Origin of the sequence: Paraflavitalea speifideaquila, from assembly GCF_032395985.1 — a bacterium.
In the GTDB taxonomy this organism is placed as follows: Bacteria; Bacteroidota; Bacteroidia; order Chitinophagales; family Chitinophagaceae; genus Paraflavitalea; species Paraflavitalea speifideaquila.
Map to the genome: position 1 here is coordinate 2,812,348 of NZ_CP135920.1, position 23,043 is coordinate 2,835,390.

Here is a 23,043-nt window from a genome sequence, read left to right on the forward strand (position 1 = left end):
ACATGGACTTTATATAAGGAGGTTGATAGTGCTATTGGGCATTGATGTGCTATAATTGTATTCAATGGGGCAGTCGTGCTGATCAAAAACATAGGAGTAATTTTCTTTGCATTAAAAGATTATAGCAGCCTTGAATCCCAGAAATATTCTTCTGTTCTTGCCAGGTGAACTTTGTCCTTAAAGACGGCATGTTCCGTATTGATGATATAATTGTATTCGTAGGGGATTACCGCCGAAGGAACTTTTAATATCAGCGTTTCTTGTTTATTGAACCAATCCGAGCCGATTTTCTGCAATGCGGAATAGGCGGCAAAGGTGCGCCAGTTGGCTGGAAGGTCTTTGATATGTATTTTCTTACATAAATAATCTTCATCTGCTATCGAGATCACCATTACTTTATAAGTCTCAGTAGGCACTACTGATCCCTTGTGAACGATAAGTTCCAGGGAAGAAAGGGATCTTGATGAGCCTGCATAAAGAACTTGCTGGCCTTTCCTGTTCCATCGGTTGGCACTACCTGAAGAAGTTAAAACTTTTGAAAAGGCCTCCTTAGCGATCCTGAATACTTCCATAGCTTAAATATTGTCTCCAAACTCCATAGCGGTTAAGCGGTCATCGACAAACTTGATGCCGGTAATGGTATTTAAAAAAGTGGAAGGGGTTTTATTATCGAAATAAAAATTAGGCGTGTCCAGCCAGGTGTCGAATGCTTTGGGAGAAACGAATACTTCTTTGCCATGCTTAATAAGCGACAGGAGCAGTAGTACATGTTCCTTTACATTCTCTTTAAAAGTACTTTTGGGTTTACGGTATTCTCTGAAGGTTCTTACACTTACATTCAACCAATCAGAAATGGTGTCATCGGTAAAGGCTGTGAGGTCTTTTATGGCATTGATATGTTTATAATTGACTTCTTTGGTGTATAGAAAATCAAGGATCTCACTATCATTAATTTGCCCCGGGACTTCTTTGAGAAGGGCTACTCTCATTTGCTCTGTACTTGTCATAACCTGCACCAATTATTGAACAATAAATATAGGCATTTTTCCGAGTATAACCGGAATATTTTCCTATTCCGCAATCGGTCCTTGGATAAGATATTTCTTATTATTTGATAATGTGTTCATTATGCCTGTTTTAAAATTTGTATTAATGGATGATCTCTTCAGTTTGGGATATCCAGTCCGGTGCCGAATGGGTAGTTTGTCTTACGAACAGGTTGAGTTATGCCGTATGGTGTTGTACATGCCATATATTGAGTAAGAGAATATCCAGTACGGTAAAGTGCAATGTATCTTGGTCTGCCTTCGGGCAGTAAGATGGGAGAAGTTCAGCTTATTTATCCACGAAATGCAATTGCAGGAAGTCAAATACCTTATCAAAATGTTTAGTGGGTTCTGCATGGCCTCCTTCATAGGCAATATGCTCGGTATAGCTTTTGAACTGGTGGGCTTTCAACCGGGCTATTACTTTTTCTGACATAGGTGTGGAAGGGCAGATATCATCTTTGGTGCCAGACATCAGTAACACGGGGCCATTGATGTTTTCCACCCTGATCAAAGACTTTTGTTCAGCTACTGTATCTTTAAGCATGGCCTCAAAAGTGCCCCGCAGGTCTCTTTTCATGAGAAAAGGTACGGCTGCTTCATTCACCGGAATAAAGGGCAGTTCCTTGCCCTCAAAGGTCCAACAGGAGGTGGTGAAATGATCGGTATGGCCGGGGAATACCGCATGGCTGCCCGACATACCAATAACGCAAGTGATGTCTTTGTAATAAGATCCTAACAGTAAAGCCAGATCAGCGCCGCGTGAACCTCCTACAACGGCAATCTTCTTCCCTTTTATTTTGGCATTTGTCTTGGCGCTGACAATGACATTGTACACATCTTCAATGGCTATCTTATCCAATATTTTGGGTGAATGTTTCGTGTTGAAATAACCAATGGCCAAAAAGGCATAACCCTTTTCTATGAATTGGTCCCTTGTCTGTTTCCAATAATTACTGGCCCAGGCATTGCCGCCTTCCGAGCCGCCCAATGCTACGATCAAGGGCTGGTTATTGCCGGGGCCTGTATATAGGATGGCATCGGTGTTTTTAGTGGTCAAAGTATCTTGCGCAAAAAGTCGGCAGCTTATTAAAAGCAGGATAGCTATTATTTTATCGGCAGGGTGCATGTAATAATTTTACACAAAGTTGGGCATTGGCGTGATACTATTTTTGTCCTGGATCAAATAATCATTTTGGGGCCCTTAGCCGGCTGAGGGTGGATTGCGTGATGCCGAGGTAGGAGGCCACCATGCCCAGGGGTAGGCGGTGGTAGATATCGTGGTAGGTTTGCAGAAAGTGATCATATTTCTCCTTTGCTGTGCTAAAGCGCTGGGAAGTAATCCGTTCCATCAGGTGGCCGAATACGCTGCCCATGGATAACCGGGCATAACGCTCCATGATGGGAAAATTGTCAAACAGGTACACCAGGTCCTTCACATGCAGAGCATAGGCCTCCGTGGTTTCTAAGGCATCAATATGATAAATGTCCAGGGTTTGCTGGATAAAACTTTTAGGAGAGTTGATCCATTCATTTTCGCAGGAAAAGTATTCACTGATCTCTGCGCCGTTTTTCAGGAAATAAGTCCTGGTCAGGCCCTTGATGATGAAATAGCTATGGGTGGCTACCCTGGAAGCGTGGTGTATCAGGGCCCCCTTTTGAAAAGTTTGTAACTGACAGCGTTGTTGTAGCTCCAGCCTCAAGGCTTCATTTACCGGTATGTATTTTTCAAATTGTTGTAGTAAAGGATAAAATGTATCTGTCATACGGCAAGTAGTTTAATGTAAAAGCCCCATTCAATACAGAATAGGGCTTTTAGTTTTATGCGGAACTGCACATGATCAATGTGTCTTCTTCATTTTGTTCTTGAACACTTTTTCAAACTTCTCCAACTTGGGGCGGATCACATAGTAGCAATAAGGGGCCGAACCATTGTTGTTGTAGTAATCCTGGTGATAGTTTTCGGCAACATAAAATTCCGAAGCAGGCGTGATCTCTGTAACGATGGGTTTGTCCCAGGCGCCACTTTTCCCCAGTTCGGCTTTGTATTTTTCCGCTTTGGCCTTTTGTTCGGCATTGTGGTAAAAGATGGCGCTGCGGTATTGGGACCCTACATCATTGCCCTGACGGTTGAGGGTAGTGGGGTCATGGGATTGCCAGAATGCTTCCAGCAATTCATCAAAACTGATCTTTTGGGGATCGTATACAATCTCTACACATTCGGCATGGCCAGTAGTGCCTTCGCAAACTTCTTTATAAGTTGGATTTTTACGTGACCGCCGCTGTAACCAGAGGACACTTTTAGTACACCCTCCAGTTGTTGAAAAATGGCCTCCGTACACCAGAAGCAGCCGGTACCAAAGGTAGCGGTGTCAGTGCGGAGGGTAGTTTCCTCCGATGAGGGAGCTGTTAAACTGCTTGTCATATATTTTTGAGGATTTTCTCGCACTGCACAGGACAGTAAGGTTACCATCGAAATAACGGTCGTTGTAAACATCAGTTTCATGCTGCGTCTTTTTGTTAAATCAGCCATTGTCGATATTGGATTTTTACTACACTATAAACGCGAAATAACGCTGGTAGGTTTGCAGCCCGGCCGACAGGAGGCTGCTTTTAACAAAGCATACAGAATTCGGGATATGGTATTCCGGATGCAGCATTAGACGTCAAAAACGCAAGAAACCTGCTCTTAATCAACAATTTCTATGTATGGCAGCAACCGGAAACCCGAAACTAGAAACCCGTAAACTCTTTGTACCTTTGCACCACCTAAAAATAAGAGGATATCTGCGATAATCATTTATGAAATTTTTCCCGAGTCGGCATTGGTGCAATTGGAATTTGAGAAGGTGAAGGCTTTGTTAGAAGAGCATTGTAAAACCCTGTATGCCAAAGAAAAAGCAAAAGACCTGCGGATCCACACCCGCAAGGAGTTTATAGACCTCGACCTGCAGCAAACGCATGAACACAAGCTGCTGTTGCAGCATGCCATGTATTTCCCCAACGATCACATCCTCAATATTGCCCGGGAGCTGAAACTCCTGGGGATACCCGGCGCGGTATTGTCGGAAGAACAGCTCATGTTGGTGCGCAAGCTGGCCGAGAGCCTGCAAAGTATATTCCGCTGGTTTGATACGGAACGGCGAACAGCCTACCCGGCATTGGCGAAAGTGATAGCCGAAACATATTATGAAAAAGCCATTCTTGAGCTCATTGATGATGTGTTGGATGAGAGTGGCAATGTGAAAGATAATGCCTCAGAAGAGCTGTCTCGCATACGCTTAAACCTGTACAAACGCCGCAATGAGTTGCGCCGCCTGTTTGACCGGATCGTACAAAAGTTGGTGAAAGCGGGGCATGCAGCTGATATTGAAGAGGCCTTCCTCAATGGCCGGCGGGTAGTAGCGGTCTTTGCCGAGCAAAAAAGGCAGGTAAAAGGTATCCTCCATGGCGAAAGTGATACACGTAAAACAGCTTTTATTGAGCCAGAGGAAACCATCGAGCTCAATAATGAGATCTTTCGCTGGAAAATGAAGAAAGCCGTGAAGTGTACCGTATCCTGAGGGAGCTGACGGCCAAACTGGCCATGTATGCGCCACTGCTTAAATCGTACCATGATATTTTAGGTGAATATGATTTTATCCGCGCCAAGGCCAAACTGGCAGTGGATGTAAACGGCAACCTGCCCATCCTGAACGATAAGGCCCATGTACACCTGGTGCAGGCTTATCACCCGTTGTTGTACCTGTACAATAAACGTTCGGGAAAACCTACCATCCCGGTACAGGTAACCCTGGATGAAAAGAACCGCATCCTGGTGATCTCCGGGCCCAATGCCGGTGGAAAAACGGTGACCTTGAAAACGGTTGGGCTATTGCAATTGATGATTCAGAGTGGTTTGCTGGTGCCAGTACATCCTACATCACAGTTCGGCATCTTTAAGCAGATCATGATCCATATTGGCGATACGCAAAGCTTGGAATTTGAGTTGAGTACCTATAGCTCGCACCTCAAGAACATGAAACATTTTATGGAGGTGGCCAATGGAAAAACGTTGTTCTTTATTGATGAACTGGGTAGTGGTAGTGATCCCAACCTGGGTGGCTCTTTTGCAGAAGTGATCCTGGAAGAATTGGTTCGCAAGCATTCGATGGGTATTGTTACCACGCACTACCTCAATCTGAAGGTGATGGCCAATAAAACACCAGGCATAATCAATGGGGCGATGGGCTTTGATGAGAAGAACCTGCTGCCAATGTACAAACTGATCATCGGCAAGCCGGGTAGTTCCTACACTTTTTCCATTGCGGAGCGTATTGGCCTTGATCCCGCCTTGATCACCCGGGCGCGTAAGTTGGTAGAAGAAGATCATTTCAGGTTGGATAAGCTGCTCAACCGTACAGAGCAGGACTTGCAGGAAATAGAAAAGAAAGAAAAAGAACTCAATAAGCTGCTGAAGGAAAATGAGCGGATGAAGAAGGATATGGAAGCGCTCATGGATAAAGAGCGGCATTACCAGCAGGTGGAGTTACTGAAACACCAGAATAAAGTAACGGAAGAACGTATTGCCTACCTGAAGGATATGGACCGCAAGCTGAAGCAGGTCGTACTGGACTGGCGCAAAGCTGCCAGTCAGGAAGATAAACGCGATCTGATGAAGCAATTGCATGCCCTGTTATTTGGACAAAATCAGAAACAGGTGAATGAGAAAGTAAAAAAGAAGATCGGTAGCAAATACGAGGAAGTGGGTGGTGAAATCGTAATTGGCAATAAAGTGCTGATGAAAAAGAACCACCAGGTAGGGTTTGTAAAAGAAATACGTGGTCGCAAGGCAGTGGTACAATTGGGCTTGATGCCCATTACCGTGGATATTGGCGATTTGACGGTGGTAACGGAGAAAGCACCCGACCAACCCCAGTAATACGCATGAAATATGTATTCCTTGTCTTGGTATGGCTGTATGGCCTGCCAACTGCCGCGCAAACCTACCTGGTTTATGACAGCAAACTAACTGAAACGACGGCAGAAAAAGAAACACCTGGAGATTGCCAAACAATCCTACCTCAGTGGCTATAGAATGAATGAAGACCAGTTATATTATGTAAACTATCCTCACGAAGTAAAACGCTACGAAATAGAGCAGGCGTTACAGGGGCACTAGCATCGTTCTTCCTGCATAGCGAAAGGATAATTTACAAAGCTTTCATGAGGGGCCTAACCTAGTGTAGTGACAAATTAATTATGAAACGTAGTGTTTAGAAAGTTTTTTATCTGCGTCCTGCTGTGTAAACTTCCATTCGATGTCACATTTATTACGATTGCGCTTTTTGCTCCAGGCGTGGATGTCAGTGATCAATTTTTTCTTTGATTCTATCCTGCCGCCGGTACACTGCCTATCCATAATATTGATTTCAATTTCTGCCATATTCAGCCAACTTGCATGTTTCGGGGTGTAAATAAATCTTATTCGCTTCAGTATCCGGGAAGCTTTTGATGCCCCATTGTTTCATAAAAGGAACGTTCAAAATGTGTATTTAAGTTGTCCACGACTAACTGTATGTAATCGGCTTCTGGAAAATGGTTGTTCAGCAGTTCTTCAACGAAGCAGGCAAAGTCCGCCTTTGTTCTTGTATCTGTTACCTTCACGATACGCTTTCCGGCTTTGGGTACAACTGCAACGAATATGTTACAGGTTCCTTTTCGCTTGTATTCGTAATCATACTTTTCCGGATTTCCGGGTTTGGCCGCTATCGGTGAACGGCTGTCCATTAATAACTGTTTACTTTTTTCATCCAGGCAGATCACCGGGTGTTTATCGTCATATGGCTGCTTGTAAAGATCCAGGAGCCGGTACATTCGTTTACGATATTCCGGGGTTATCTCCTGAATGCACCACATCTTCCTTAACCAAGGCTTACATTCATTTTTTAACACCAGCCGCACACTTTCGCGGCTGATCTGTTCAAAACCGGGTTTGGACCGGATCACTTCTGTGAGTAAACGTATTGTCCAACGCTTTCTGCCTGCAGGGCACGGACCACAGGCTAATGAGGCCAATTCAGCTTCATGATCGCTTGTATACTTCACCGGCTGACCTGTACGACTTTCTTCCTCAATGGCCGCCTCTATCCCTTGCTCCAGATAACGATTCTTTGTGCGCCAGACCGTGATACGGTCGACTCCCAGGAACTCCTCTATCTCTGACGCCTTCTTCCCTTTGTGAAGAAGCAATAGCACATTAATGCGGTTATATCTGCGCAACCCCAAATCCTTACCTTGCTTTTTAGACTCTAGAAAGGATAGTTCTTTCCGGTTAAGCTTTAAGGATAATGCCATATTAGTGTCGATTTAGAGCACTAATATACAAAATGTTTCATAATTAATTTGTCATTACACTAGGTTGAGGAAATATAATGACGGGCACGCAGCTCGATAGCTTTTTAACCTGCCACCCACAGGCGGGAAGGTGAGCATAAACCAGATGAATATCGAGAAGGTACGCAATGGCAAGATCATTGAACATTGGCGGGTGACGGATGAGCTGACGCTGATGAAACAATTGGGGTTTGTACCCTGATAATCTGATCCTTCGCCCTGTTGGGGCTTGCTGCACAGTAAAACCTGTTAAAGGGCAGGAGGTAGGTGAAGATTAATTTGTATATTTCGTTCTTATATCTAACCTACAAAAAAGCCCCGCGCTGGCAGGGCCTTTATTACTCAGGGGGTAATTGAGTATCAATTATTTACCGCGCTGAATGCAGGTAATCTTTTAGTTGTGTGATGGTTTCTTCTTGTGAAAGGATGGTCTCCTTTACTACATCATTAATGGAAATAATACCCAGCACCTGCTCCCCATCAAATACGGGCAGGTAACGGATGTTCTTGTCCGACATCAGTTGCATGCAATAGTCGATAGAGTCGGCGGTGGTAACCCGGGGAAAATCATTGGACATGATCTCTGATACAGGTGTATCGGTAGAACTTTTCCTTTCAGGATGATCTTACGGGAGTAATCACGTTCGGTCATTATACCCTGGTAACGGCCATCGTCCATCACCATCACAGAACCTATGTTCTGATCGGCCATGATCCTCAATGCCTCCAGTACGGATGTGCCGGGTTGCACAGTGGTAATGTTACTGCCTTTGCGCAATAGTATATCAGCTACTTTTTTGTTCATACAGCTTTATTGTTTTGGTGATGCATTCGATCATTGTAATATACGACATTTTGATGATACGGGACTGGAATTCATCACCGGATTTGGGGATGTTTTCTACCCAATTGTGTGTGTACTATTGCCATTGGCAACCTGCCGATTACGTCCTGCGTAATAAACTGGATCAAAACAATATAACCATGCATACAAAATCATTCCTCCTGATCCTATGTACCTTATCCCTTTTTGCCTGTCGCAAAGATGATTGCCCCAATCCTCCGCCTGAGCCCGTCATAGGAAGCGATACGGCGATGGTACAACTGAAAGAAATGAGCATCCAACGTTTGCCTTCACCCTATTATAAATTTACTTATAATGATTCGGGGTATATTACGCAATTGGTTCATCAATCGGGACTTATGTTTTATGAGCCAACTTATGCCGGAAAAAGGATACAAAAAATAGAGGTCAATAAAAATATTGCAGCCGATATTATTAAGGACAGGCTTGACTATGAATACGTTAATGGCCAGGTAGCTGCTATTAGGGTGGTCAGCAAAGCGGGCGTTTTGTACAGAAAATGTGTCCTTTCCTTTTCTGCGAACCAGCAATTGCAAAAGCTGCAATGGGAACTGGACCTGGGGGCGGGCTTATTGCCTGAGCAAACCCTCACCTTCAGTTATTATGCCGATGGCAACCTGAAAATGATCGAATACCACAATTTCGCCATAGGGCCCATGATGGAGAATTTCTATACCGATACGTATGAGAATTACGATAATAAAACCAATGTAGATGGTTTTGCGTTGCTGCATACACCCCTTCATCATCCGGTGCTGCTGCCGTCCGTAAGGTTACAATTGAACAATCCAGGCCATGTTTTCCGTACGGGTGTGCTGACGGCCACTTTCGATGCCCGGTATAATTATACGTATGATGCCGCTGGCAGGCCATTGGTAAAATCAGGGCCCCTTAGTTTTAAAGAGCTCAATGGCACTACGGGCACGATAGAATCGGTGACTACCCATACTTATTAATGGTTGAGCCCATTACTATTTTAGAAATTTCACTTGTGTGCCATTCATGAGGCCATAATACAGGACAAAGTTGTGCTTTCCCTGCTACAACAAAAGGCTGCCTCCTGATGGAGACGGCCTTGGTAGGTACGGTAAACCGACTGAAAAAGTCCCGGAGATAAGCCTGTTTAAAAATGGGAGAGGCGCTTTGCCGACCACCTCTCCCTGATTCCTGCGACCTGTTTATTGTATTGAACCCAGGAATGCATCTACTTCAGCTTGTGTGGCTTTGTGGATCGGCGCATCAATGTGCATGTTGGCGCTGATAGTAATGGGCTGCGTGCCAAACTGTAAGAAACCATCATTGTCTTTTCCGATCAATACCAGGTGAGCTTGTGAGCCAATAGGCAGTGAGTTCTGGTATGATTCAAACTTTTGAATGCTATAGTTGAAAGGGAAGGTGATCACGGTACTGATGTTTTTGAATACAAGGATCACTTGCAGGTCAGTTACCTGGTTGTTGTCCTGGAAGACTGGTAAAACGGTTACCGTTGTTTTGGGATTGGGATCGCTGTAGAAACGGTCGCAGTTTACCCAGGTAAAACCTGGCAGTGTAAAGCTATAGCTGTTAGGTCCATTGCCAAAGGGATAGTAAGGTGCAGGAACCCAGGTGGTAGGGTTTTGTGGTTGTTGACCACCACCGCTGCCGCCACCTTGTGGCTGATCGCGTTTTTGTTGTACAAATAATCCCATATCCCGGTTATTCATCACCTTGGGTACTTCTACCTTGATGCCGGTATCGCCCAGGGCTGGATTTACCCGCAGGTCTTTACCATCTTTGAGGGCTTTTACTTCCAGCTCACCACCTGATTCCAGGAGCTGGCCATTCGATTCGGTCATTACCCCGGAGAAAATAACATCTTTCTTACTAAGTACTTCCTTGAGGGTAACAGTTACATTACCGGCTACTATATTACCGCTGCCATCAACAAAGGCATTGGCGGGGAATTTTACCTTGGTACCTTTTTCACCGATGATGGAGAAGCCGGTAGCCGCATTGCCGGTAAAACTTTGGGTAGGTATTTTATGTGCATCCCAGAAAGATTCTGCACGGGTATATTCAGGACCATCATTGTTTTTCTTACAAGATACCAGTGTGGCGAAGGAAGCAGCTATAACAGTGGCTGCAAATAATGAACGTTTCATATTGATCAGTTTTTGTAGTGCCTACTCTTTGATTGGGCTTTTCGGCGTCCGCCCCTTGCGTGTTCACAGGTATATCAGCAGCCTGGTATTTTTGTTACCCCCTTATCATGAAATATTTTTGGCTATTTTTACGGGTAGGGACGAAACTGGCCCTTGTGCCATGTATATCACTCACTTATAAACCTATTATTATTACAACCGTTATTCATACCGATCAGCGATACGTACAAGCCCTGCTGGATAATGACACCCTGGTGGTGCGGGAGATCTATGACAAGTATGCCGGCAAGGTGCGACATTATATATTGGCCAATAGCGGATCGGAGGACGATGCGGCCGATATTTTCCAGGAGTCATTGATAGATGTCTATAACCAGGCAAAACACAAGGGGTTACAACTGACCTGCCCGTTTGAGCCTTTCCTTATTATAGTATGTAAAGGAAATGGCTCAATGAATTGAAAAAAAAAGAGAGCGGCAGCCGGTAACAAAAGAAGTGGATGATTTATCTATAGGGGAGGATGTATTTGCCCTGGCCGAGCAGTTGAAGCACAACAATGAAAGAATGCAGGTATTCCTGCAGTGTTTTGAAAAGATGGGCAATACCTGTAAAGAGATCATCCGGAAATGCATGGGTGGTGAAGACCAGGAAAAGATTGCGGAACAGTTGAAGGTGACTTATGGTTATCTCCGGAAGAAGAAAAGTGAATGTATGGCATCGCTAACACAGATGATACGCCTGGCTTTTAAACAGCAATCGTGAATCGGCAGTCGGCAGCCGTGAATAGAAGTGTTGTGTAGTTGGTAAGGGCTTGCTCATTTATTAACCTTAGAAGTTACGTTTATGAAATATACATTAGAAGATATTGCCCGGTATGCGGATGGCCTGATGGAGGCCGAGGAGCAGCAGGCCTTTGAGGCCGCCCTGCCTGCCGACAAGGAGTTGCAAGAGCAACTGGCTTTGTACCGGGAGGTAGATATTTCCTTGCAGGAGCACTTTGCCAGTGAGGCAGAGCGGGAACAGTTAAAGGCCGCTTTGCAAACCATGCGCCCAGTTTATTTTGGAACAAAGTCCAATACTGCTACAAGTGAGGAAGCAATGGTAGCGCCGGTGCAGACAGCTCCAGTAGCGCCCACTGGCAAGGTAGTGTCGATGAAGCGATACCTGGGCGCTGCCATGGCGGTGGCGGCCTTGTTGGTGGTGACATTGCTGGTATGGAATCCTTTGCCGGCAATCTATACGAAAAATATGCAGATACGAAAATGATGGCGCAGGTAGAACGGGGCAGTCACCTGGATACTGTATTGCTGGAAGCCACGACGGCTTTTAATAACCGCGAATTCAATGTAGCTGCTGTGAACCTGGCCGAGGTGCTCCAGTACCAGCCCGACAATAGCTTTGCCCTCTTTTATTTTGGTGTTTCCTTATTACAAACCAATCAGACGCCTGCCGCCCGGGCGGTATTTGAAAAGCTGTTCAAGGGCGAATCAGCCTTTAAATACGAGGCTGCCTTTTATGAAGCCCTTAGTTACCTGAAAGAAAAAGATGAAGACAACGCCAAAGACTGGCTGGAAAAAATACCTGCCGATGCACCCAATTATGCCAAAGCGCAGGAGTTGATGAAGAAGTTGTAAGTTATTTACCACTTCCCATTCCTCCAATCCTGTGAGTCCCGCTCCCTGATCCTTCTCATCCTCCACCGGTACCAAAGGGCGCCAAGACCAACGCTTATGGCCAGTATAACCAAGCCCAGTTCGTCTGTCATATTTCAATGAAATTAAGTGTGGGTGTAAATATATTGTTATTTACAAAAAGATCAAATGCAGGCGGGTGATTGTTGGAAAATTAAGGGGCTTATCTACTTGTGCCGGATCCTGGTGGACTTGCCTGCACATGCACTGCACATTGCCTCCGACTTGCACTGGCCCCTCTGTAGCCCCCTGTTTTAGGCGCTTCCAGTGCAAGTCGGAGGCAAGTCCCCGTGGGACGCCAGGCAAGGTTAAGGCAGTTTTGCTAGTACGCTCCTGCCATCAACCACGGCTCCGGTAAGGATTGAGACGAAAAAGTGAATGCTTCGTGTTATAGGCGATTAGAGCCGCTTTAGGGGTTGGGGAGTTCGAGGTGGGAGGTTGGGGTGATGGGGTGGAGATCGGGGGTGGAATGAGCTGTAATGCGGCTGGGTGATGTGATTGGTTGCCTCATCCTGCGACAGCATTAGCAGGCAAATAAAAGGCCATCTCCCTGTTGGTTTAACCGGAAGATGGCGCTGTGTAATGTATTTGTTACGCATACACCACCTGGTTGGGCGGCGTTTTCAGGTTTCTGTAAATATAATAACCGCAAGCTGCCAGGGCCACTCCGGATACGATCAATACGCCTTGCGAGCCCAGGGTTTCGGCCACCCAGGCCATCAGTCGTTTGGTCAGGGCCCGGCGACCTGAAGTGTCAATAGAGCCTCCTGCTTCGATGGTTTGCGCTTCGCTATATAACACCCATCCAAATAGTAAAATGAGCCCCACACCAATTAATTGACTCTGGATGGCCTTGATGAGGCTTAACTGGTGGGTTTTGTAGGTGAACTTCTTTTGGGCAGACAGGAAGGTAGTCACGGCTTGTAAGTCGGCACTGTTGCTGAATTTGAGCATGGTCTTTTTACCATCATGCCGGATGTTCAATTCAACAGGCTCTTTTTCGGCATGCTGCAATTCGGTGATGGCATACATGTCGATTTCTTTTTAGACTTCAGCAAACGGGCCAGCCCCGTATTTTCATAGCCCTTAATAAACTCGTCGGGTGTTTTATACGAACTGTTGATGAGGTATAGTTTGTCATCAGTTAAGCGCAGCGATTGCCAGCTTTTTCATTGTTGAGTTGAAATACTTCGTTCATGGAGGGTTGTTTTGGTGGTTAAACAGGTACTAAATATAATGGGGATTGAGCAATATTCAAAGCGTGCGGCCGCCAGGTGTTTAGTACAGCGAAACTACTTGCAGGTTTTTGCAGTCTGCCCATGGGTAAAGGCTTTTGGCAGAGGCAAAAATATCCGCAAACGTTTGACCTTATTATCGAATAATGAATGGCTTACCTTGATGCGGAAACAATGGATGTATCATGCAAAAGATAAATTGTTGAAATCTTATATAGCCTGTATTCTCTTCCTTTTTCGATCTCATCTGCATGGGCGCAAACGTCCTGCCCGGTAATACCCCAGCCAGCTGTTGCCAAACAACTAAGCGGTGTATTCAGATACGGACAACAAACGACGATCATTGCAATAGGCGATTCATTGCAAGGCATTGCGCAATACCTGCAGCAGGAATTGTACAAGTTGCACAACAGTCAGGTAAAGCTGGGCAAGGCGGCCAAGGGATCGGTGGTTAAGTTGTTGTTGGCTGGCAACAAGCAATTGCCTGCCGAAGGTTATTCACTGAATATGACGCCCCGTGAGGTGACAATTACGGGTAATTCGGGAGGGGGTGTTTTTATGGTGTGATCTCGCTGTTACAACTCGCTTCACTGAATAAAGAAGCTGTTATTCCTTGTTGGCAAATTACGGACAGTCCCCTGTATGGCTGGCGTGGTTTTATGCTCGATGAATCGCGGCATTTTTTGGTACCAGCAAGGTGAAGCAACTGTTGGATCAACTGGCTTTTTATAAGCTGAACCGCTTTCATTGGCATTTGACGGATGAGCCCGGCTGGCGGATCGAGATCAAGAAGTACCCGGCGCTGGCATTAGCTGGTGGTCAGGGTAATTATAGTGATGCCCTGGCGCCTGCGCAGTACTATACGCAGGCAGAGATCAAAGAGGTGGTGGCTTATGCTGCTGCCAGGTTTATTACGGTGATCCCTGAAATTGATATGCCGGGTCATGCCACGGCGGCCAACCGCGCCTATCCCCAATACAGCGGTGGTGGTTCGGCCAAACATCCCGAGTTTACTTTTAATCCAGGTAAGGAAGCTACCTATCAATATTTAACGGATATACTGAAAGAAACGGATGCGCTGTTCCCATCTCAAATGATCCATATTGGTGGTGATGAGGTAAGTTTTGGCAATGAGAAATGGATGGCCAATCCGGATATACAACAGTTGATGGCCAAAGAAGGCTTGAAAGATGCCAAAGGGGTAGAGTTTTATTTTATCCGCCGTATGGCTGATAGCCTGAAGAAGATGGGCAATAAAGTGCTGGCATGGGATGAGGCCACGCAGGCCAGCCTGGAACCACAGCAAACCATTGTGTTCTGGTGGCGGCAGGAACATCCGCAGCAGCTGACCACTTCTTTAGCCAAAGGTTATTCAGTAGTGATGTGCCCGCGCCTGCCTTTTTACTTTGACTTTGTACAAGACAGTACGCATAAAGTAGGCCGTAAATGGGGCGCAAAAAAGTTGTATGCGCCGCTGGAGGATGTGTATAGGTTTTCGGTGGCCGATTATCCGGTGCAACCCACTCAATTGCCACAGGTATTGGGCCTGCAGGCCAATGTATGGACGGAGACCATTCGCACAGAACAAAGGCTCGATTTTATGACCTTTCCGCGCCTTTGTGCCCTGGCCGAAACAGCCTGGACACAGCCTGCGCAAAAGGATTTCAACAGCTTTACCAAAAGAATGGAGGGACACCTGGTCTTATTCCAAAAACAAGGGATACAGTTTTATGATTTCCGGCAAACGCAGCAATCGGCAGAGCCGGAGCGATAAGTGATCCTGAGGGAATTTTTGTGCGGGAAAAAGTAATTACCTGATCATTAAAAATCCGATCAGCTTTTGGAAATGACAGGTATATGCACTCAAAGATATCCGGGAGGTAGTTATAGAAACGCCTAACCAGAGGTGCACTTCGTTAAAGGTCATCACGAATGATTTCCGGGATACTTTATATTCTGCCGGGAGTCTACGTGCTGCCACCTGGAAGATGCTTATACACGAATTAGGGGTCAGGCGGATCGTAGTCAGGAATGAACCCTTTAGATCAGCTTTCATTTTTCCCGTCTTTCGATAGGAGGGCGCGGTTCACTACTTTTTCCATCAGTTCCTCCCGCTGGCTGCGGCTAATAGGGATGAGTTTGTGGTGTATATGAACAGTATTGCCTTCAATGGCTTGTATGGAAGGATGCTCCCAACTGGGCCTGGGTATTGAAATGTGTTAATAATAAGATCGCTGAAATAAACCATACTGCCATTGAAGTCGCTGCCTTTTGTCCTGTTTGGTACATGTTTGTTTTTTGTACTGCGAAGTAACAGGCCGGGTGAGCGGTAAGCAATAAAGTTTGATGAATGACGGACAAGTGTTGACGATTGACGGGGAATGGCAGGTCACTCATTTATGAACCCTGATGGTAAATTAAACGACTAATTGGTGAAAGGCATCGCTCAGGTATTCAACGATATCGGAGGCGATGAGGGATTGCTGAGAGGTATAAGATACGGCCAGGTCGCCGGCCAGTCCATGGAGGAATACGCCGGCAATGGCTGCATCGGCTGCAGCATATCCCTGGGCGGCTAATCCGGTAATGATGCCGGTAAGTACATCGCCGCTGCCGCCGGTAGCCATACCAGGATTACCTGTGCTGTTGAAATAGGTCATGCCCAGTGGTGTTGCCACCAGGGTGTAACGTCCTTGAGTACAATCACCACTTTTAGTTCTGATGCCTTATTGATGGCCAGTTGTATGCGGTCAAAGTCATTGGCGGCTTTACCAAACAGGCGCTCAAATTCCTTAGGGTGGGGGTAAGGATGGTATTGGGGGCAATTGTTGGAGTAATGATGGATGTTGCGCCAAGGTATTCAGTGCATCGGCATCGAGCACGAGTGCCTTTTTACTTTGCTGAAAAATGCTTTCCAGTAATGCCTGGTGACTGGCCTGCTGGCCCCATCCAGGGCCGGCGCCAATGGCATCATACTGAGCGAGGTTGACAGCCAGTTCAATGTATTCTTTGCCGGCGGTATAGGTCATGGCTTCGGGAACGGCCAACTGCATAATGGTATACCCTATGGCAGGAATATGCATGGTGAGTTTGCCGGCGCCGCTGCGCAGGCAAGCCCTGGCGGCCAGGGTGGCGGCGCCCATCATACCCATACTGCCTGCTACAATGGCGGCATGGCCATAAGTGCCTTTGTGTGAAAATTGACTGCGCGGCCTGATAATGGTTTGTACCAGGGCCTGGTTGATCCAGTGAAGGGTTGTTGGATGTTTCTTAGGATAAGCAGGATGCAAGCCAATATCCAGTATATGCAGGTGACCAATATAGTGTTCATTCTCTGCTACCAGGAGCGCTGGTTTATAACATTGAAAGCTTAGGGTATGGGTAGCCTTGATAACGGTATTGCCGGTAGAACTGCTGTCGACAAACAGTCCCGAAGGAATATCAATGGCTATAACTGGCTGGCTACTTTGGTTAATATGTTCTACTACTTTTGCGGTAAGTCCTTCCAGCGGCCTGTTGAGGCCAGAGCCCAATAAGGAATCAATGATGGTATCGGTTTCCGGGATGACCGGGATATTTTCTTCGGATGAAATGAATTTAACGATGGCCTTGCCGCCATGCAACCTGGCCAGGTTGGTTTGGAAATCATCAGTCCCTTTGTGGCCAAACTCCAGGATGAATACGGTTACAGGCTGGTCATTATCGGCTAGTAAACGGGCAATGGCCAGTCCATCGCCTCCATTGTTGCCTTTGCCGCAAAAAAATAGAATAGCTGGCATTGGCAGGCTGGTATTGCTGTAGCCAGTCATAACAGGCGAGGGAAGCACGTTCCATCAGGTCGATGGAAGCAATAGGTTCATGCAGGATGGTATATTCATCCCAGGCGCGTATCTCGTTGGCAGAGTAGATGTGCATGGCTGACTAATGATTAAGCTAATATACCACTCGTCATGCACATGCTCACGTCATTTCTTGCCTGCCTTGCCGGCATAAGAGGTGGTGGTGCTTCTTTTCTTGGTGGTTTTTACTTTGGCTTTGGCAACCAGGTGTTTTTTAGACGATGATTTACGCACGATCACATTAGCACGTTTACGTGCTGTTGGCTTACGTACCACAGTGTTGCGTGCTACGCGGCCATCTTCGTCATCGCGGTCGGTATGCTGCATATAATCGCCAAAATAATCGGCCATTTCTTTGGCGGTATAGATGTTGCGGGAGTCGTTATTACAAAGGGCTACAATGGTTACATCCTCTTCCAGCAAACGCACAAAGATGGTGCGGTTGCCATGCCACCAGCCAGTATGGTAAATGAGCTTTTTCCCATTTTTCAGTACATACATACGCCAACCCAGGCCATAATTGTGGGTGCCTGCTTTTTCATTGCTGTAAGGTATAAGCGGCATCCAGGGTGGATTGCCTGAACATGCCATTGCGCAGGGCCTGGTCCCATTTTACCAGGTCGCGGGGGTACTGTAAATATTTTTGTCACCATACACCATATCGAGGAAGTCGAAGGCATATTGGTGTCCATTGTAATAATAGGAGGGGAGGCTGCGGGCCGAATCGGCGCGGGTGAATACATAGGTATCGCGCATGCCGAGGGAGTCAAAGAAAGTGTGCTTGAGGTAATCGCCATAGAACTGGCCACTTACTTTTCAATCACCAGGGCCAGCAGGGCATAATTGGTATTGGAATAGCTGAAACCACGGTCGGGGCGGCCTACAGCGATCTTTTGCGGTTGGCGATCAGGAAATCCAGTACATCCTGGTTGTTCATGATCTTGCGACGGTTCCAACCCAGGCTGGACATATAATGATCATACTTGGGAATGCCGCTGCGGTGATTGAGCAGCATTTTGACGGTCACGCCGGCACAGGGAAACCCTGCCAGGTAATTGCTCACGGGATCGTCAATATTGAGTTTTCCTTCGTCCCACAGCTTCAGTACGGCCATGGCGGTGAAGGTTTTGGTTACGGAAGCCAGGTGAAAGGGGGTGGTGGCTGTAATGGAATCGCCATAACCCCGTGGGTTGGCAAAACCGGCATATTCCTCATAGAGTACCTGCCCTTTGCGGGCTACCAGGATACTGCCATTGAGCCGTTCACCAAAGGTGGTATCTATAAAACCCCTAACGAGGGAAATGTAATAACTGGATGAGTCTGAATTGCTTGCATGCGAGCTGGCAGCCGACAGGGTGGCTTGTCCATTGGACTGCGCTACTAATACAGGCTGTTTATCACTGAGTTGTGCACAGCCAATCACAAAAAGGCTTAGTGGTATGAACCTTAACATGGTTTTCAAAAGGACTGTTTTATTCTGGGTTAGTGATCGGCAAAAATACCAAATAAACGCTGATTTAATTGATTTTAAGCCGATTTCACAGATTTTTAGTTATTGTAATCTGTTGATAAATATTAGTTTCCATCTTAACCAACGAAAATTCGGTGAACCTCTTAATGTTATGATGCTGTTTCTTCTTAGCTGGATAATCCGGTAAATCTTTCAATTCTTCGATTGCTGTCCTGTAAAAATCAGGGAAATCTGATGAATCTTTCACAATCTGCGATTTATGCGACATCTTTGCACCCCGGAACGCAGATTGTACGGATTGTAAAAGATTTCGCAGATTGGTGGATAATATTCAATGTTTTCGTTGGAATGATAGATATTCTTCACATTCTCCAGGCTGCTGAACCTGCCCTTCCTATTATCTGTAATTATCCGTATAAACTGTATAATCGATAAAAATTGCGTTTGGTCTGCGCAATCCCTATAAATCATTGAAATCTGCGATTCGATTACTTAACGCAAAAGATGAGCCATCATTATGAGCGAGAAAAAAATACAAGTTATCCGAAAGAGAAAGTAAACATCCTGTTCCTGGAAAACATCAGTGATGCAGCGGTGAAAAATTTCAAAGATGCCGGTTATGCGTCGGTCAGGAAACTGGGTGGAGCGCTTACGGAAGACGACCTGGTACGGGAAGTAAAAGACGTACACTTGTTGGGTATCCGGTCCAAAACACAGATCACGCCCCGGGTATTGGAAGCAGCCAAAAAGCTGCAGGCCATTGGGTGTTTCTGTATTGGCGTAAACCAGGTTGACCTGAAAAGCGCTACCGAGCATGGTGTGGTCGTATTCAATGCGCCCTATTCCAATACGCGTTCGGTAGCGGAACTGGTGATCGGTTTATCCATCATGCTCATTCGCCGTATTCCCGATAAAAACAATGCGGCCCATAAGGGTATCTGGATGAAAGAAGCGAAGGGGAGTTATGAATTGAGGGGCAAAACCCTGGGTATCATCGGGTATGGCAATATCGGCTCGCAGGTGAGTGTACTAGCCGAAGCGTTGGGCATGAAAGTGATCTTTTATGATTCATTAACCAAGCTGCCCCTGGGTAATGCGATTGCCAAAAAATCGCTCAAAGATGTTGTAAGTCAAGCAGATATTATTACGCTGCATGTACCTGATAACAATGCGACAAAGAACCTGATCAATAAGAATGCCTTAAAGAATTTTAAGAAAGACTCTATTTTAATCAACTACGCGCGTGGAGAGGTGGTAGACCTGGAAGGGTTGCGTAAATGCATCCTGGACGGACAAATTGCCGGCGCAGCTATTGATGTATTTCCCTGGGAGCCTGAAAAGAATGGCGATAAGTTTGAAACACCTTTACAGGAATTGCCCAATGTGATCCTGACGCCGCATATTGGCGGATCGACGGAAGAAGCGCAGATGAATATTGGCGAAGATGTGAGCAATAAGCTTTTCCAGTTCCTGGAAATGGGGCTTACGAATGGCTCACATACGGTACCGGCCATTAACCTGCCACCGCAGGAAGGTACGCACCGCATTTTGCATATTCACCGCAACGTACCAGGTGTTTTGTCGGAGATCAATACGCAATTGTCCAAACACCATATTAATATCCTGGCGCAATACCTTAAAACCAACGATGAGATCGGTTATGTCGTATTGGATGTAGACAGGAAGATCTCGAACACAGCGTTCCAATTGTTAAAAGAGGTCAAGGAAACCATCAAGGTGCGCTTGTTGTATTAATTTCATAGCATGAGTGATCATATCAAGAGTTTACAGGAAGCCTTGCAAATTTCTCCCGACAATGTACCCTTGCGGTTGCACCTGGCGGAAGTATTCATGCGGGAGAAGATGTATGGCGAATCGGCAGAGCAATACAGTGAAGTGTTGCGCCTCAGTTATGGCAATAGCAAAGCCAAACTGGGCCTGGCGGAAGCCTGGTTTTACCAACAGAAGTATTCAGCCGCAATCATTATATATGAAGAGTTGTATCCCGACCTGCCTTCGGATGCGATGGTGTTTTTGTAAAATGCCTTATCAAAGAGCATTCGTTACAACAGGCGGTGGAGATCTACCAAAAGGTCATAGCGTTGAATCCGGATTTCAGGGATGAGGAGATCGATACCAAATTACGGATGCCAGGCGGCAGCGCCTCCGTCCCTGAAGGAGATGATCTTGATGATGATCTGGACCTGGAACGCAGCGCCAGCAGTTATTTTTTAGAGAAACCTACCATCAACTTCTCCGATGTAGGGGTATGGCGAGAATCAAGGATGAAATATCAATGAAGATCATCCAGCCGCTGAAGAATCCTGACCTGTACAAGGCCTATGGGAAAAAAATAGGCGGCGGTATCTTATTATATGGCCCACCGGGATGTGGTAAAACATATATTGCCAAAGCCACTGCTGGTGAGATCCATGCTAAGTTTATCAGTATCGGCCTACACGATATCCTGGATATGTGGATTGGCAACAGTGAGAAGAACCTGCATGGTATTTTTGAACTGGCGCGTAAGAATGCACCTTGTGTACTCTTTTTTGATGAGGTGGATGCGATGGGTGCCAGTCGCAGTGATTTGCGTCAATCGGCGATGCGGCATGTGATCAATCAGTTCCTGGCCGAAATGGACGGGGTACAATCGGACAATGAAGGGGTATTGATCCTGGCAGCTACGAATGCTCCCTGGAGTGTGGATGCAGCCTTCCGCCGGCCGGGCCGGTTTGACCGGGTGATCTTTGTTGAGCCGCCCGATGAAACAGCGCGCCAAGAGATCATACAAGCCATGTTGAAAGATAAGCCCGTAAAGGATATTGATACGCGCAAGGTGGCGAAAGAAACACCGGATTATTCAGGGGCTGATATCAAAGCGATGATCGATATTGCGGTAGAAGATAAGCTGCGCGATTCGATGGCCAGCGGCAACCTGCAGCCACTGGGCACCAAAGACCTGCTGAAGGCGGCAAAGCAACACCGTCCTACTACACTGGAATGGTTTTCATCGGCCCGCAATTATGCTTTATATGCCAATGAAGGCGGGTTGTACGATGATATCCTGAAATTCCTTAAGATCAAAAAGTAATCATGACGGATGTAGCGCCCTTGCTGGAACGGGCTAATTTATTATTGGCGCAGGGGCGACCCAAAGATGCGGAACGGCAATTGGCCGATGCATTGCGCATAGATCCGGAAAATGATTATGGGCTGGGCTTACTGACCCGGTGCAAATTTGATCAGCAACAATACAAAGAAGGCATCGAAGTGATCAAGCGGGCCATCCAACTGATGCCGCATGAAGGGTATTACTTTTACCTGCTGGCCTTTGGTTATTACCAACTCGACTCAAATGCCCAGGCCCTGCGCTACCTGCAACGGGCAGTTGAACTAAGTCCCTGGAGTGCCGAATTTTTTGGCCTGTGGGGACTGGTATTACTGGAAGAAAAGCAGTTTGAGCAAGCCTTGCAAAAAGCCAATGAAGGACTGGCGGTAGATGCTGAAAATATTACCTGCCTCAATGTGCGCGCTACTGCTTTGAATAAGTTGAAAAGGGTAGATGATGCCATTGAAACGATGCAGGATGCGCTGGAGAAAGACCCTGAAAATCCTTATACACATACTACGGTAGGCTGGAATAAACTGGAAAAAGGGCGGCACAAAGAAGCTGCCGCCCATTTCCGCGAAGCCCTGCGCCTGCATCCCAACCTGGAAGGCGCCCGCGAAGGATTGAAGCAGGCGTTGAAATCAAAGATCCCTCCTTACAAATGGTTATTGCAATACAGTTTTTGGATCAACAATAAAGGAAAAAGAGCCCGCTGGGTCATTCCATTGGGTATTTACGTAGGCATTCAGGTCATTACCCGTCTTTCTGAACGGGGTGGCGACGGTATTGCGGTTATAGGATTGGGTATTATGGCCTTGTATCTGTTGTTTGTGATCACCAGCTGGGTGATCAACCCACTGGCCAACTTCTTCCTCTTATTTCATAAAGATGGCAAATATGCGCTGAGCAATCGTGAAAAGACGAATGCCATTGCGCTTATTACTTCGTTGGTAGCTGGCCTTGCCGTAGTGATCACGGGCTTATTCCTGCCGCGTAATCCCGAGCCTGTTGTGTTTGCCGGCCTGGTCATTATGTCACTGGGATTGCCGCTGGGGCATATGATCTTCCCTATTCGCCTGAAAGGCAACCTGCTGGTACAATGGTACTCGATGGCGCTGGCGCTCTTTGGATTCATCGTCATCGCGTGTGTTTTGTTGGGCACCCTGCTACGGTTACGCTTTTATATGCTTATGGTATCAGCTTTGTGCTGTATACCTGGGTAAGTGTGTTTGGGAAGTAATTTCCCTATCCCGTAAACCCATTTTCCG

25 protein-coding genes and 4 pseudogenes are annotated in these 23,043 nt (G+C 46.4%); 14 read left to right on the forward strand and 15 right to left on the reverse strand.

Annotation, left to right across the window (positions count from 1 at the left end; genetic code table 11):
- Positions 1-119 precede the first annotated feature (119 nt).
- The 5 genes and pseudogenes from RS881_RS19300 to msrA form a co-directional block, all read right to left on the reverse strand.
- Positions 120-572: an RES family NAD+ phosphorylase gene (locus tag RS881_RS19300; protein ID WP_315822559.1), complete on the reverse strand. Its 453-nt coding sequence runs from the start codon at positions 570-572 to the stop codon at positions 120-122.
- 3 nt (positions 573-575) lie between these two features.
- On the reverse strand, positions 576-989 hold the full coding sequence (locus RS881_RS19305; protein ID WP_315822560.1) for an Xre family toxin-antitoxin system antitoxin: 414 nt from the start codon (positions 987-989) through the stop codon (positions 576-578).
- Between the two features lie 346 nt (positions 990-1,335).
- Positions 1,336-2,106 (reverse strand): acyl-CoA thioester hydrolase/BAAT C-terminal domain-containing protein, encoded by a 771-nt coding sequence (locus RS881_RS19310; protein ID WP_315822561.1) that lies wholly within the window; start codon positions 2,104-2,106, stop codon positions 1,336-1,338.
- A gap of 130 nt (positions 2,107-2,236) precedes the next feature.
- On the reverse strand, positions 2,237-2,812 hold the full coding sequence (locus tag RS881_RS19315; RefSeq protein WP_315822562.1) for a Crp/Fnr family transcriptional regulator: 576 nt from the start codon (positions 2,810-2,812) through the stop codon (positions 2,237-2,239).
- Positions 2,813-2,887: 75 nt separating this feature from the next.
- Positions 2,888-3,579, reverse strand: a pseudogene (gene msrA, locus RS881_RS19320) (peptide-methionine (S)-S-oxide reductase MsrA).
- A 265-nt stretch (positions 3,580-3,844) separates the two neighbouring features.
- Here msrA and RS881_RS61670 point away from each other — a divergent pair.
- A pseudogene (locus tag RS881_RS61670) lies at positions 3,845-5,967 on the forward strand (endonuclease MutS2).
- A 318-nt stretch (positions 5,968-6,285) separates the two neighbouring features.
- On the opposite strand, the pseudogene RS881_RS19335 reads toward RS881_RS61670, so the two are convergent.
- Positions 6,286-7,382, reverse strand: a pseudogene (locus tag RS881_RS19335) (IS630 family transposase).
- 109 nt (positions 7,383-7,491) lie between these two features.
- Between RS881_RS19335 and RS881_RS19340 the strand changes: the two are divergent.
- Positions 7,492-7,623 (forward strand): ester cyclase, encoded by a 132-nt coding sequence (locus RS881_RS19340; protein WP_315824540.1) that lies wholly within the window; start codon positions 7,492-7,494, stop codon positions 7,621-7,623.
- Between the two features lie 166 nt (positions 7,624-7,789).
- On the opposite strand, the gene RS881_RS19345 is transcribed toward RS881_RS19340, so the two are convergent.
- Both RS881_RS19345 and RS881_RS19350 read right to left on the reverse strand, forming a co-directional pair.
- Positions 7,790-7,999 carry a CBS domain-containing protein gene (locus RS881_RS19345; protein WP_315822566.1) on the reverse strand — a complete coding sequence of 70 codons (210 nt, stop codon included), beginning with the start codon at positions 7,997-7,999 and terminating at the stop codon, positions 7,790-7,792.
- Positions 7,939-8,226 (reverse strand): CBS domain-containing protein, encoded by a 288-nt coding sequence (locus RS881_RS19350; RefSeq protein ID WP_315822567.1) that lies wholly within the window; start codon positions 8,224-8,226, stop codon positions 7,939-7,941. Before RS881_RS19350 ends, RS881_RS19345 begins: the two co-directional genes overlap by 61 nt.
- Before the next feature lie 89 nt (positions 8,227-8,315).
- Between RS881_RS19350 and RS881_RS19355 the strand changes: the two genes are divergently transcribed.
- Positions 8,316-9,242 (forward strand): hypothetical protein, encoded by a 927-nt coding sequence (locus RS881_RS19355; protein WP_315822568.1) that lies wholly within the window; start codon positions 8,316-8,318, stop codon positions 9,240-9,242.
- A gap of 222 nt (positions 9,243-9,464) precedes the next feature.
- Here RS881_RS19355 and RS881_RS19360 read toward each other — a convergent pair whose 3' ends face one another.
- A complete protein-coding gene (locus RS881_RS19360) occupies positions 9,465-10,427 on the reverse strand; it encodes a hypothetical protein (protein ID WP_315822569.1) in 963 nt (320 codons plus the stop codon).
- A gap of 107 nt (positions 10,428-10,534) precedes the next feature.
- Here RS881_RS19360 and RS881_RS19365 point away from each other — a divergent pair, with 107 nt between their 5' ends.
- From RS881_RS19365 to RS881_RS19380, 4 genes are all read left to right on the forward strand, one after another.
- Positions 10,535-10,888 (forward strand): RNA polymerase sigma factor, encoded by a 354-nt coding sequence (locus RS881_RS19365; RefSeq protein ID WP_315822570.1) that lies wholly within the window; start codon positions 10,535-10,537, stop codon positions 10,886-10,888.
- Between the two features lie 34 nt (positions 10,889-10,922).
- Positions 10,923-11,189 carry a hypothetical protein gene (locus tag RS881_RS19370; protein ID WP_315822571.1) on the forward strand — a complete coding sequence of 89 codons (267 nt, stop codon included), beginning with the start codon at positions 10,923-10,925 and terminating at the stop codon, positions 11,187-11,189.
- An 81-nt stretch (positions 11,190-11,270) separates the two neighbouring features.
- Positions 11,271-11,693 carry an anti-sigma factor family protein gene (locus RS881_RS19375; protein ID WP_315822572.1) on the forward strand — a complete coding sequence of 141 codons (423 nt, stop codon included), beginning with the start codon at positions 11,271-11,273 and terminating at the stop codon, positions 11,691-11,693.
- A complete protein-coding gene (locus RS881_RS19380) occupies positions 11,690-12,061 on the forward strand; it encodes a tetratricopeptide repeat protein (RefSeq protein ID WP_315822573.1) in 372 nt (123 codons plus the stop codon). Before RS881_RS19375 ends, RS881_RS19380 begins: the two co-directional genes overlap by 4 nt.
- 648 nt (positions 12,062-12,709) lie before the next feature.
- On the opposite strand, the gene RS881_RS19385 is transcribed toward RS881_RS19380, so the two are convergent.
- The gene (locus RS881_RS19385; protein WP_315822574.1) at positions 12,710-13,150 is read right to left on the reverse strand and encodes a hypothetical protein; all 441 of its coding nucleotides are present in this window, start codon (positions 13,148-13,150) and stop codon (positions 12,710-12,712) included.
- 479 nt (positions 13,151-13,629) lie between these two features.
- On the opposite strand from RS881_RS19385, the gene RS881_RS19390 reads away from it, so the two are divergent.
- A complete protein-coding gene (locus tag RS881_RS19390) occupies positions 13,630-13,920 on the forward strand; it encodes a glycoside hydrolase family 20 zincin-like fold domain-containing protein (protein ID WP_315824541.1) in 291 nt (96 codons plus the stop codon).
- 130 nt (positions 13,921-14,050) lie between these two features.
- Positions 14,051-15,127 (forward strand): beta-N-acetylhexosaminidase, encoded by a 1,077-nt coding sequence (locus RS881_RS19395; RefSeq protein ID WP_315822575.1) that lies wholly within the window; start codon positions 14,051-14,053, stop codon positions 15,125-15,127.
- Positions 15,128-15,770: 643 nt separating this feature from the next.
- Here the strand turns inward: RS881_RS19395 and RS881_RS19400 are convergent.
- The 5 genes and pseudogenes from RS881_RS19400 to RS881_RS19420 all read right to left on the reverse strand — a co-directional run bounded on the left by RS881_RS19400 (position 15,771) and on the right by RS881_RS19420 (position 18,645).
- Positions 15,771-17,132, reverse strand: a pseudogene (locus RS881_RS19400) (NAD(P)H-hydrate epimerase).
- On the reverse strand, positions 17,053-17,268 hold the full coding sequence (locus RS881_RS19405) for a hypothetical protein (RefSeq protein ID WP_315822576.1): 216 nt from the start codon (positions 17,266-17,268) through the stop codon (positions 17,053-17,055). Before RS881_RS19405 ends, RS881_RS19400 begins: the two are co-directional and overlap by 80 nt.
- Before the next feature lie 50 nt (positions 17,269-17,318).
- Positions 17,319-17,756 (reverse strand): hypothetical protein, encoded by a 438-nt coding sequence (locus tag RS881_RS19410; RefSeq protein ID WP_315822577.1) that lies wholly within the window; start codon positions 17,754-17,756, stop codon positions 17,319-17,321.
- A gap of 48 nt (positions 17,757-17,804) precedes the next feature.
- A complete protein-coding gene (locus RS881_RS19415; RefSeq protein ID WP_315822578.1) occupies positions 17,805-17,948 on the reverse strand; it encodes a hypothetical protein in 144 nt (47 codons plus the stop codon).
- 124 nt (positions 17,949-18,072) lie between these two features.
- On the reverse strand, positions 18,073-18,645 hold the full coding sequence (locus tag RS881_RS19420; RefSeq protein WP_315822579.1) for a serine hydrolase domain-containing protein: 573 nt from the start codon (positions 18,643-18,645) through the stop codon (positions 18,073-18,075).
- Between the two features lie 522 nt (positions 18,646-19,167).
- Here RS881_RS19420 and serA point away from each other — a divergent pair.
- The 5 genes from serA to RS881_RS19445 are packed head-to-tail and all read left to right on the forward strand — an operon-like array spanning position 19,168 to position 22,998.
- Positions 19,168-20,418 (forward strand): phosphoglycerate dehydrogenase, encoded by a 1,251-nt coding sequence (gene serA, locus RS881_RS19425; RefSeq protein ID WP_315822580.1) that lies wholly within the window; start codon positions 19,168-19,170, stop codon positions 20,416-20,418.
- Between the two features lie 9 nt (positions 20,419-20,427).
- A complete protein-coding gene (locus RS881_RS19430; protein WP_315822581.1) occupies positions 20,428-20,703 on the forward strand; it encodes a tetratricopeptide repeat protein in 276 nt (91 codons plus the stop codon).
- A gap of 35 nt (positions 20,704-20,738) precedes the next feature.
- Positions 20,739-20,963 carry a hypothetical protein gene (locus RS881_RS19435; RefSeq protein ID WP_315822582.1) on the forward strand — a complete coding sequence of 75 codons (225 nt, stop codon included), beginning with the start codon at positions 20,739-20,741 and terminating at the stop codon, positions 20,961-20,963.
- A complete protein-coding gene (locus RS881_RS19440; RefSeq protein WP_315822583.1) occupies positions 20,933-21,757 on the forward strand; it encodes an ATP-binding protein in 825 nt (274 codons plus the stop codon). Before RS881_RS19435 ends, RS881_RS19440 begins: the two co-directional genes overlap by 31 nt.
- 2 nt (positions 21,758-21,759) lie before the next feature.
- On the forward strand, positions 21,760-22,998 hold the full coding sequence (locus RS881_RS19445) for a tetratricopeptide repeat protein (protein ID WP_315822584.1): 1,239 nt from the start codon (positions 21,760-21,762) through the stop codon (positions 22,996-22,998).
- Positions 22,999-23,043 lie beyond the last annotated feature (45 nt).

Bases quoted from the DNA above. Each gene is read 5' to 3' on its own strand.
- RS881_RS19375 (WP_315822572.1), top strand. From the start codon at position 11,271: ATGAAATATACATTAGAAGATATTGCCCGGTATGCGGATGGCCTGATG.
- RS881_RS19440 (WP_315822583.1), top strand. From the start codon at position 20,933: ATGGCGAGAATCAAGGATGAAATATCAATGAAGATCATCCAGCCGCTG.
- RS881_RS19350 (WP_315822567.1), bottom strand. From the start codon at position 8,226: ATGAACAAAAAAGTAGCTGATATACTATTGCGCAAAGGCAGTAACATT.
- RS881_RS19345 (WP_315822566.1), bottom strand. From the start codon at position 7,999: ATGTCCAATGATTTTCCCCGGGTTACCACCGCCGACTCTATCGACTAT.
- serA (WP_315822580.1), top strand. From the start codon at position 19,168: ATGAGCCATCATTATGAGCGAGAAAAAAATACAAGTTATCCGAAAGAG.
- RS881_RS19365 (WP_315822570.1), top strand. From the start codon at position 10,535: ATGAAATATTTTTGGCTATTTTTACGGGTAGGGACGAAACTGGCCCTT.
- RS881_RS19355 (WP_315822568.1), top strand. From the start codon at position 8,316: ATGTTTTCTACCCAATTGTGTGTGTACTATTGCCATTGGCAACCTGCC.
- RS881_RS19300 (WP_315822559.1), bottom strand. From the start codon at position 572: ATGGAAGTATTCAGGATCGCTAAGGAGGCCTTTTCAAAAGTTTTAACT.
- RS881_RS19360 (WP_315822569.1), bottom strand. From the start codon at position 10,427: ATGAAACGTTCATTATTTGCAGCCACTGTTATAGCTGCTTCCTTCGCC.
- RS881_RS19405 (WP_315822576.1), bottom strand. From the start codon at position 17,268: ATGCACATCTACTCTGCCAACGAGATACGCGCCTGGGATGAATATACC.
- RS881_RS19380 (WP_315822573.1), top strand. From the start codon at position 11,690: ATGATGGCGCAGGTAGAACGGGGCAGTCACCTGGATACTGTATTGCTG.
- RS881_RS19430 (WP_315822581.1), top strand. From the start codon at position 20,428: ATGAGTGATCATATCAAGAGTTTACAGGAAGCCTTGCAAATTTCTCCC.
- RS881_RS19385 (WP_315822574.1), bottom strand. From the start codon at position 13,150: ATGTATGCCATCACCGAATTGCAGCATGCCGAAAAAGAGCCTGTTGAA.
- RS881_RS19315 (WP_315822562.1), bottom strand. From the start codon at position 2,812: ATGACAGATACATTTTATCCTTTACTACAACAATTTGAAAAATACATA.
- RS881_RS19420 (WP_315822579.1), bottom strand. From the start codon at position 18,645: ATGTTAAGGTTCATACCACTAAGCCTTTTTGTGATTGGCTGTGCACAA.
- RS881_RS19445 (WP_315822584.1), top strand. From the start codon at position 21,760: ATGACGGATGTAGCGCCCTTGCTGGAACGGGCTAATTTATTATTGGCG.
- RS881_RS19415 (WP_315822578.1), bottom strand. From the start codon at position 17,948: ATGCGCGATACCTATGTATTCACCCGCGCCGATTCGGCCCGCAGCCTC.
- RS881_RS19305 (WP_315822560.1), bottom strand. From the start codon at position 989: ATGAGAGTAGCCCTTCTCAAAGAAGTCCCGGGGCAAATTAATGATAGT.
- RS881_RS19410 (WP_315822577.1), bottom strand. From the start codon at position 17,756: ATGCCGCTTATACCTTACAGCAATGAAAAAGCAGGCACCCACAATTAT.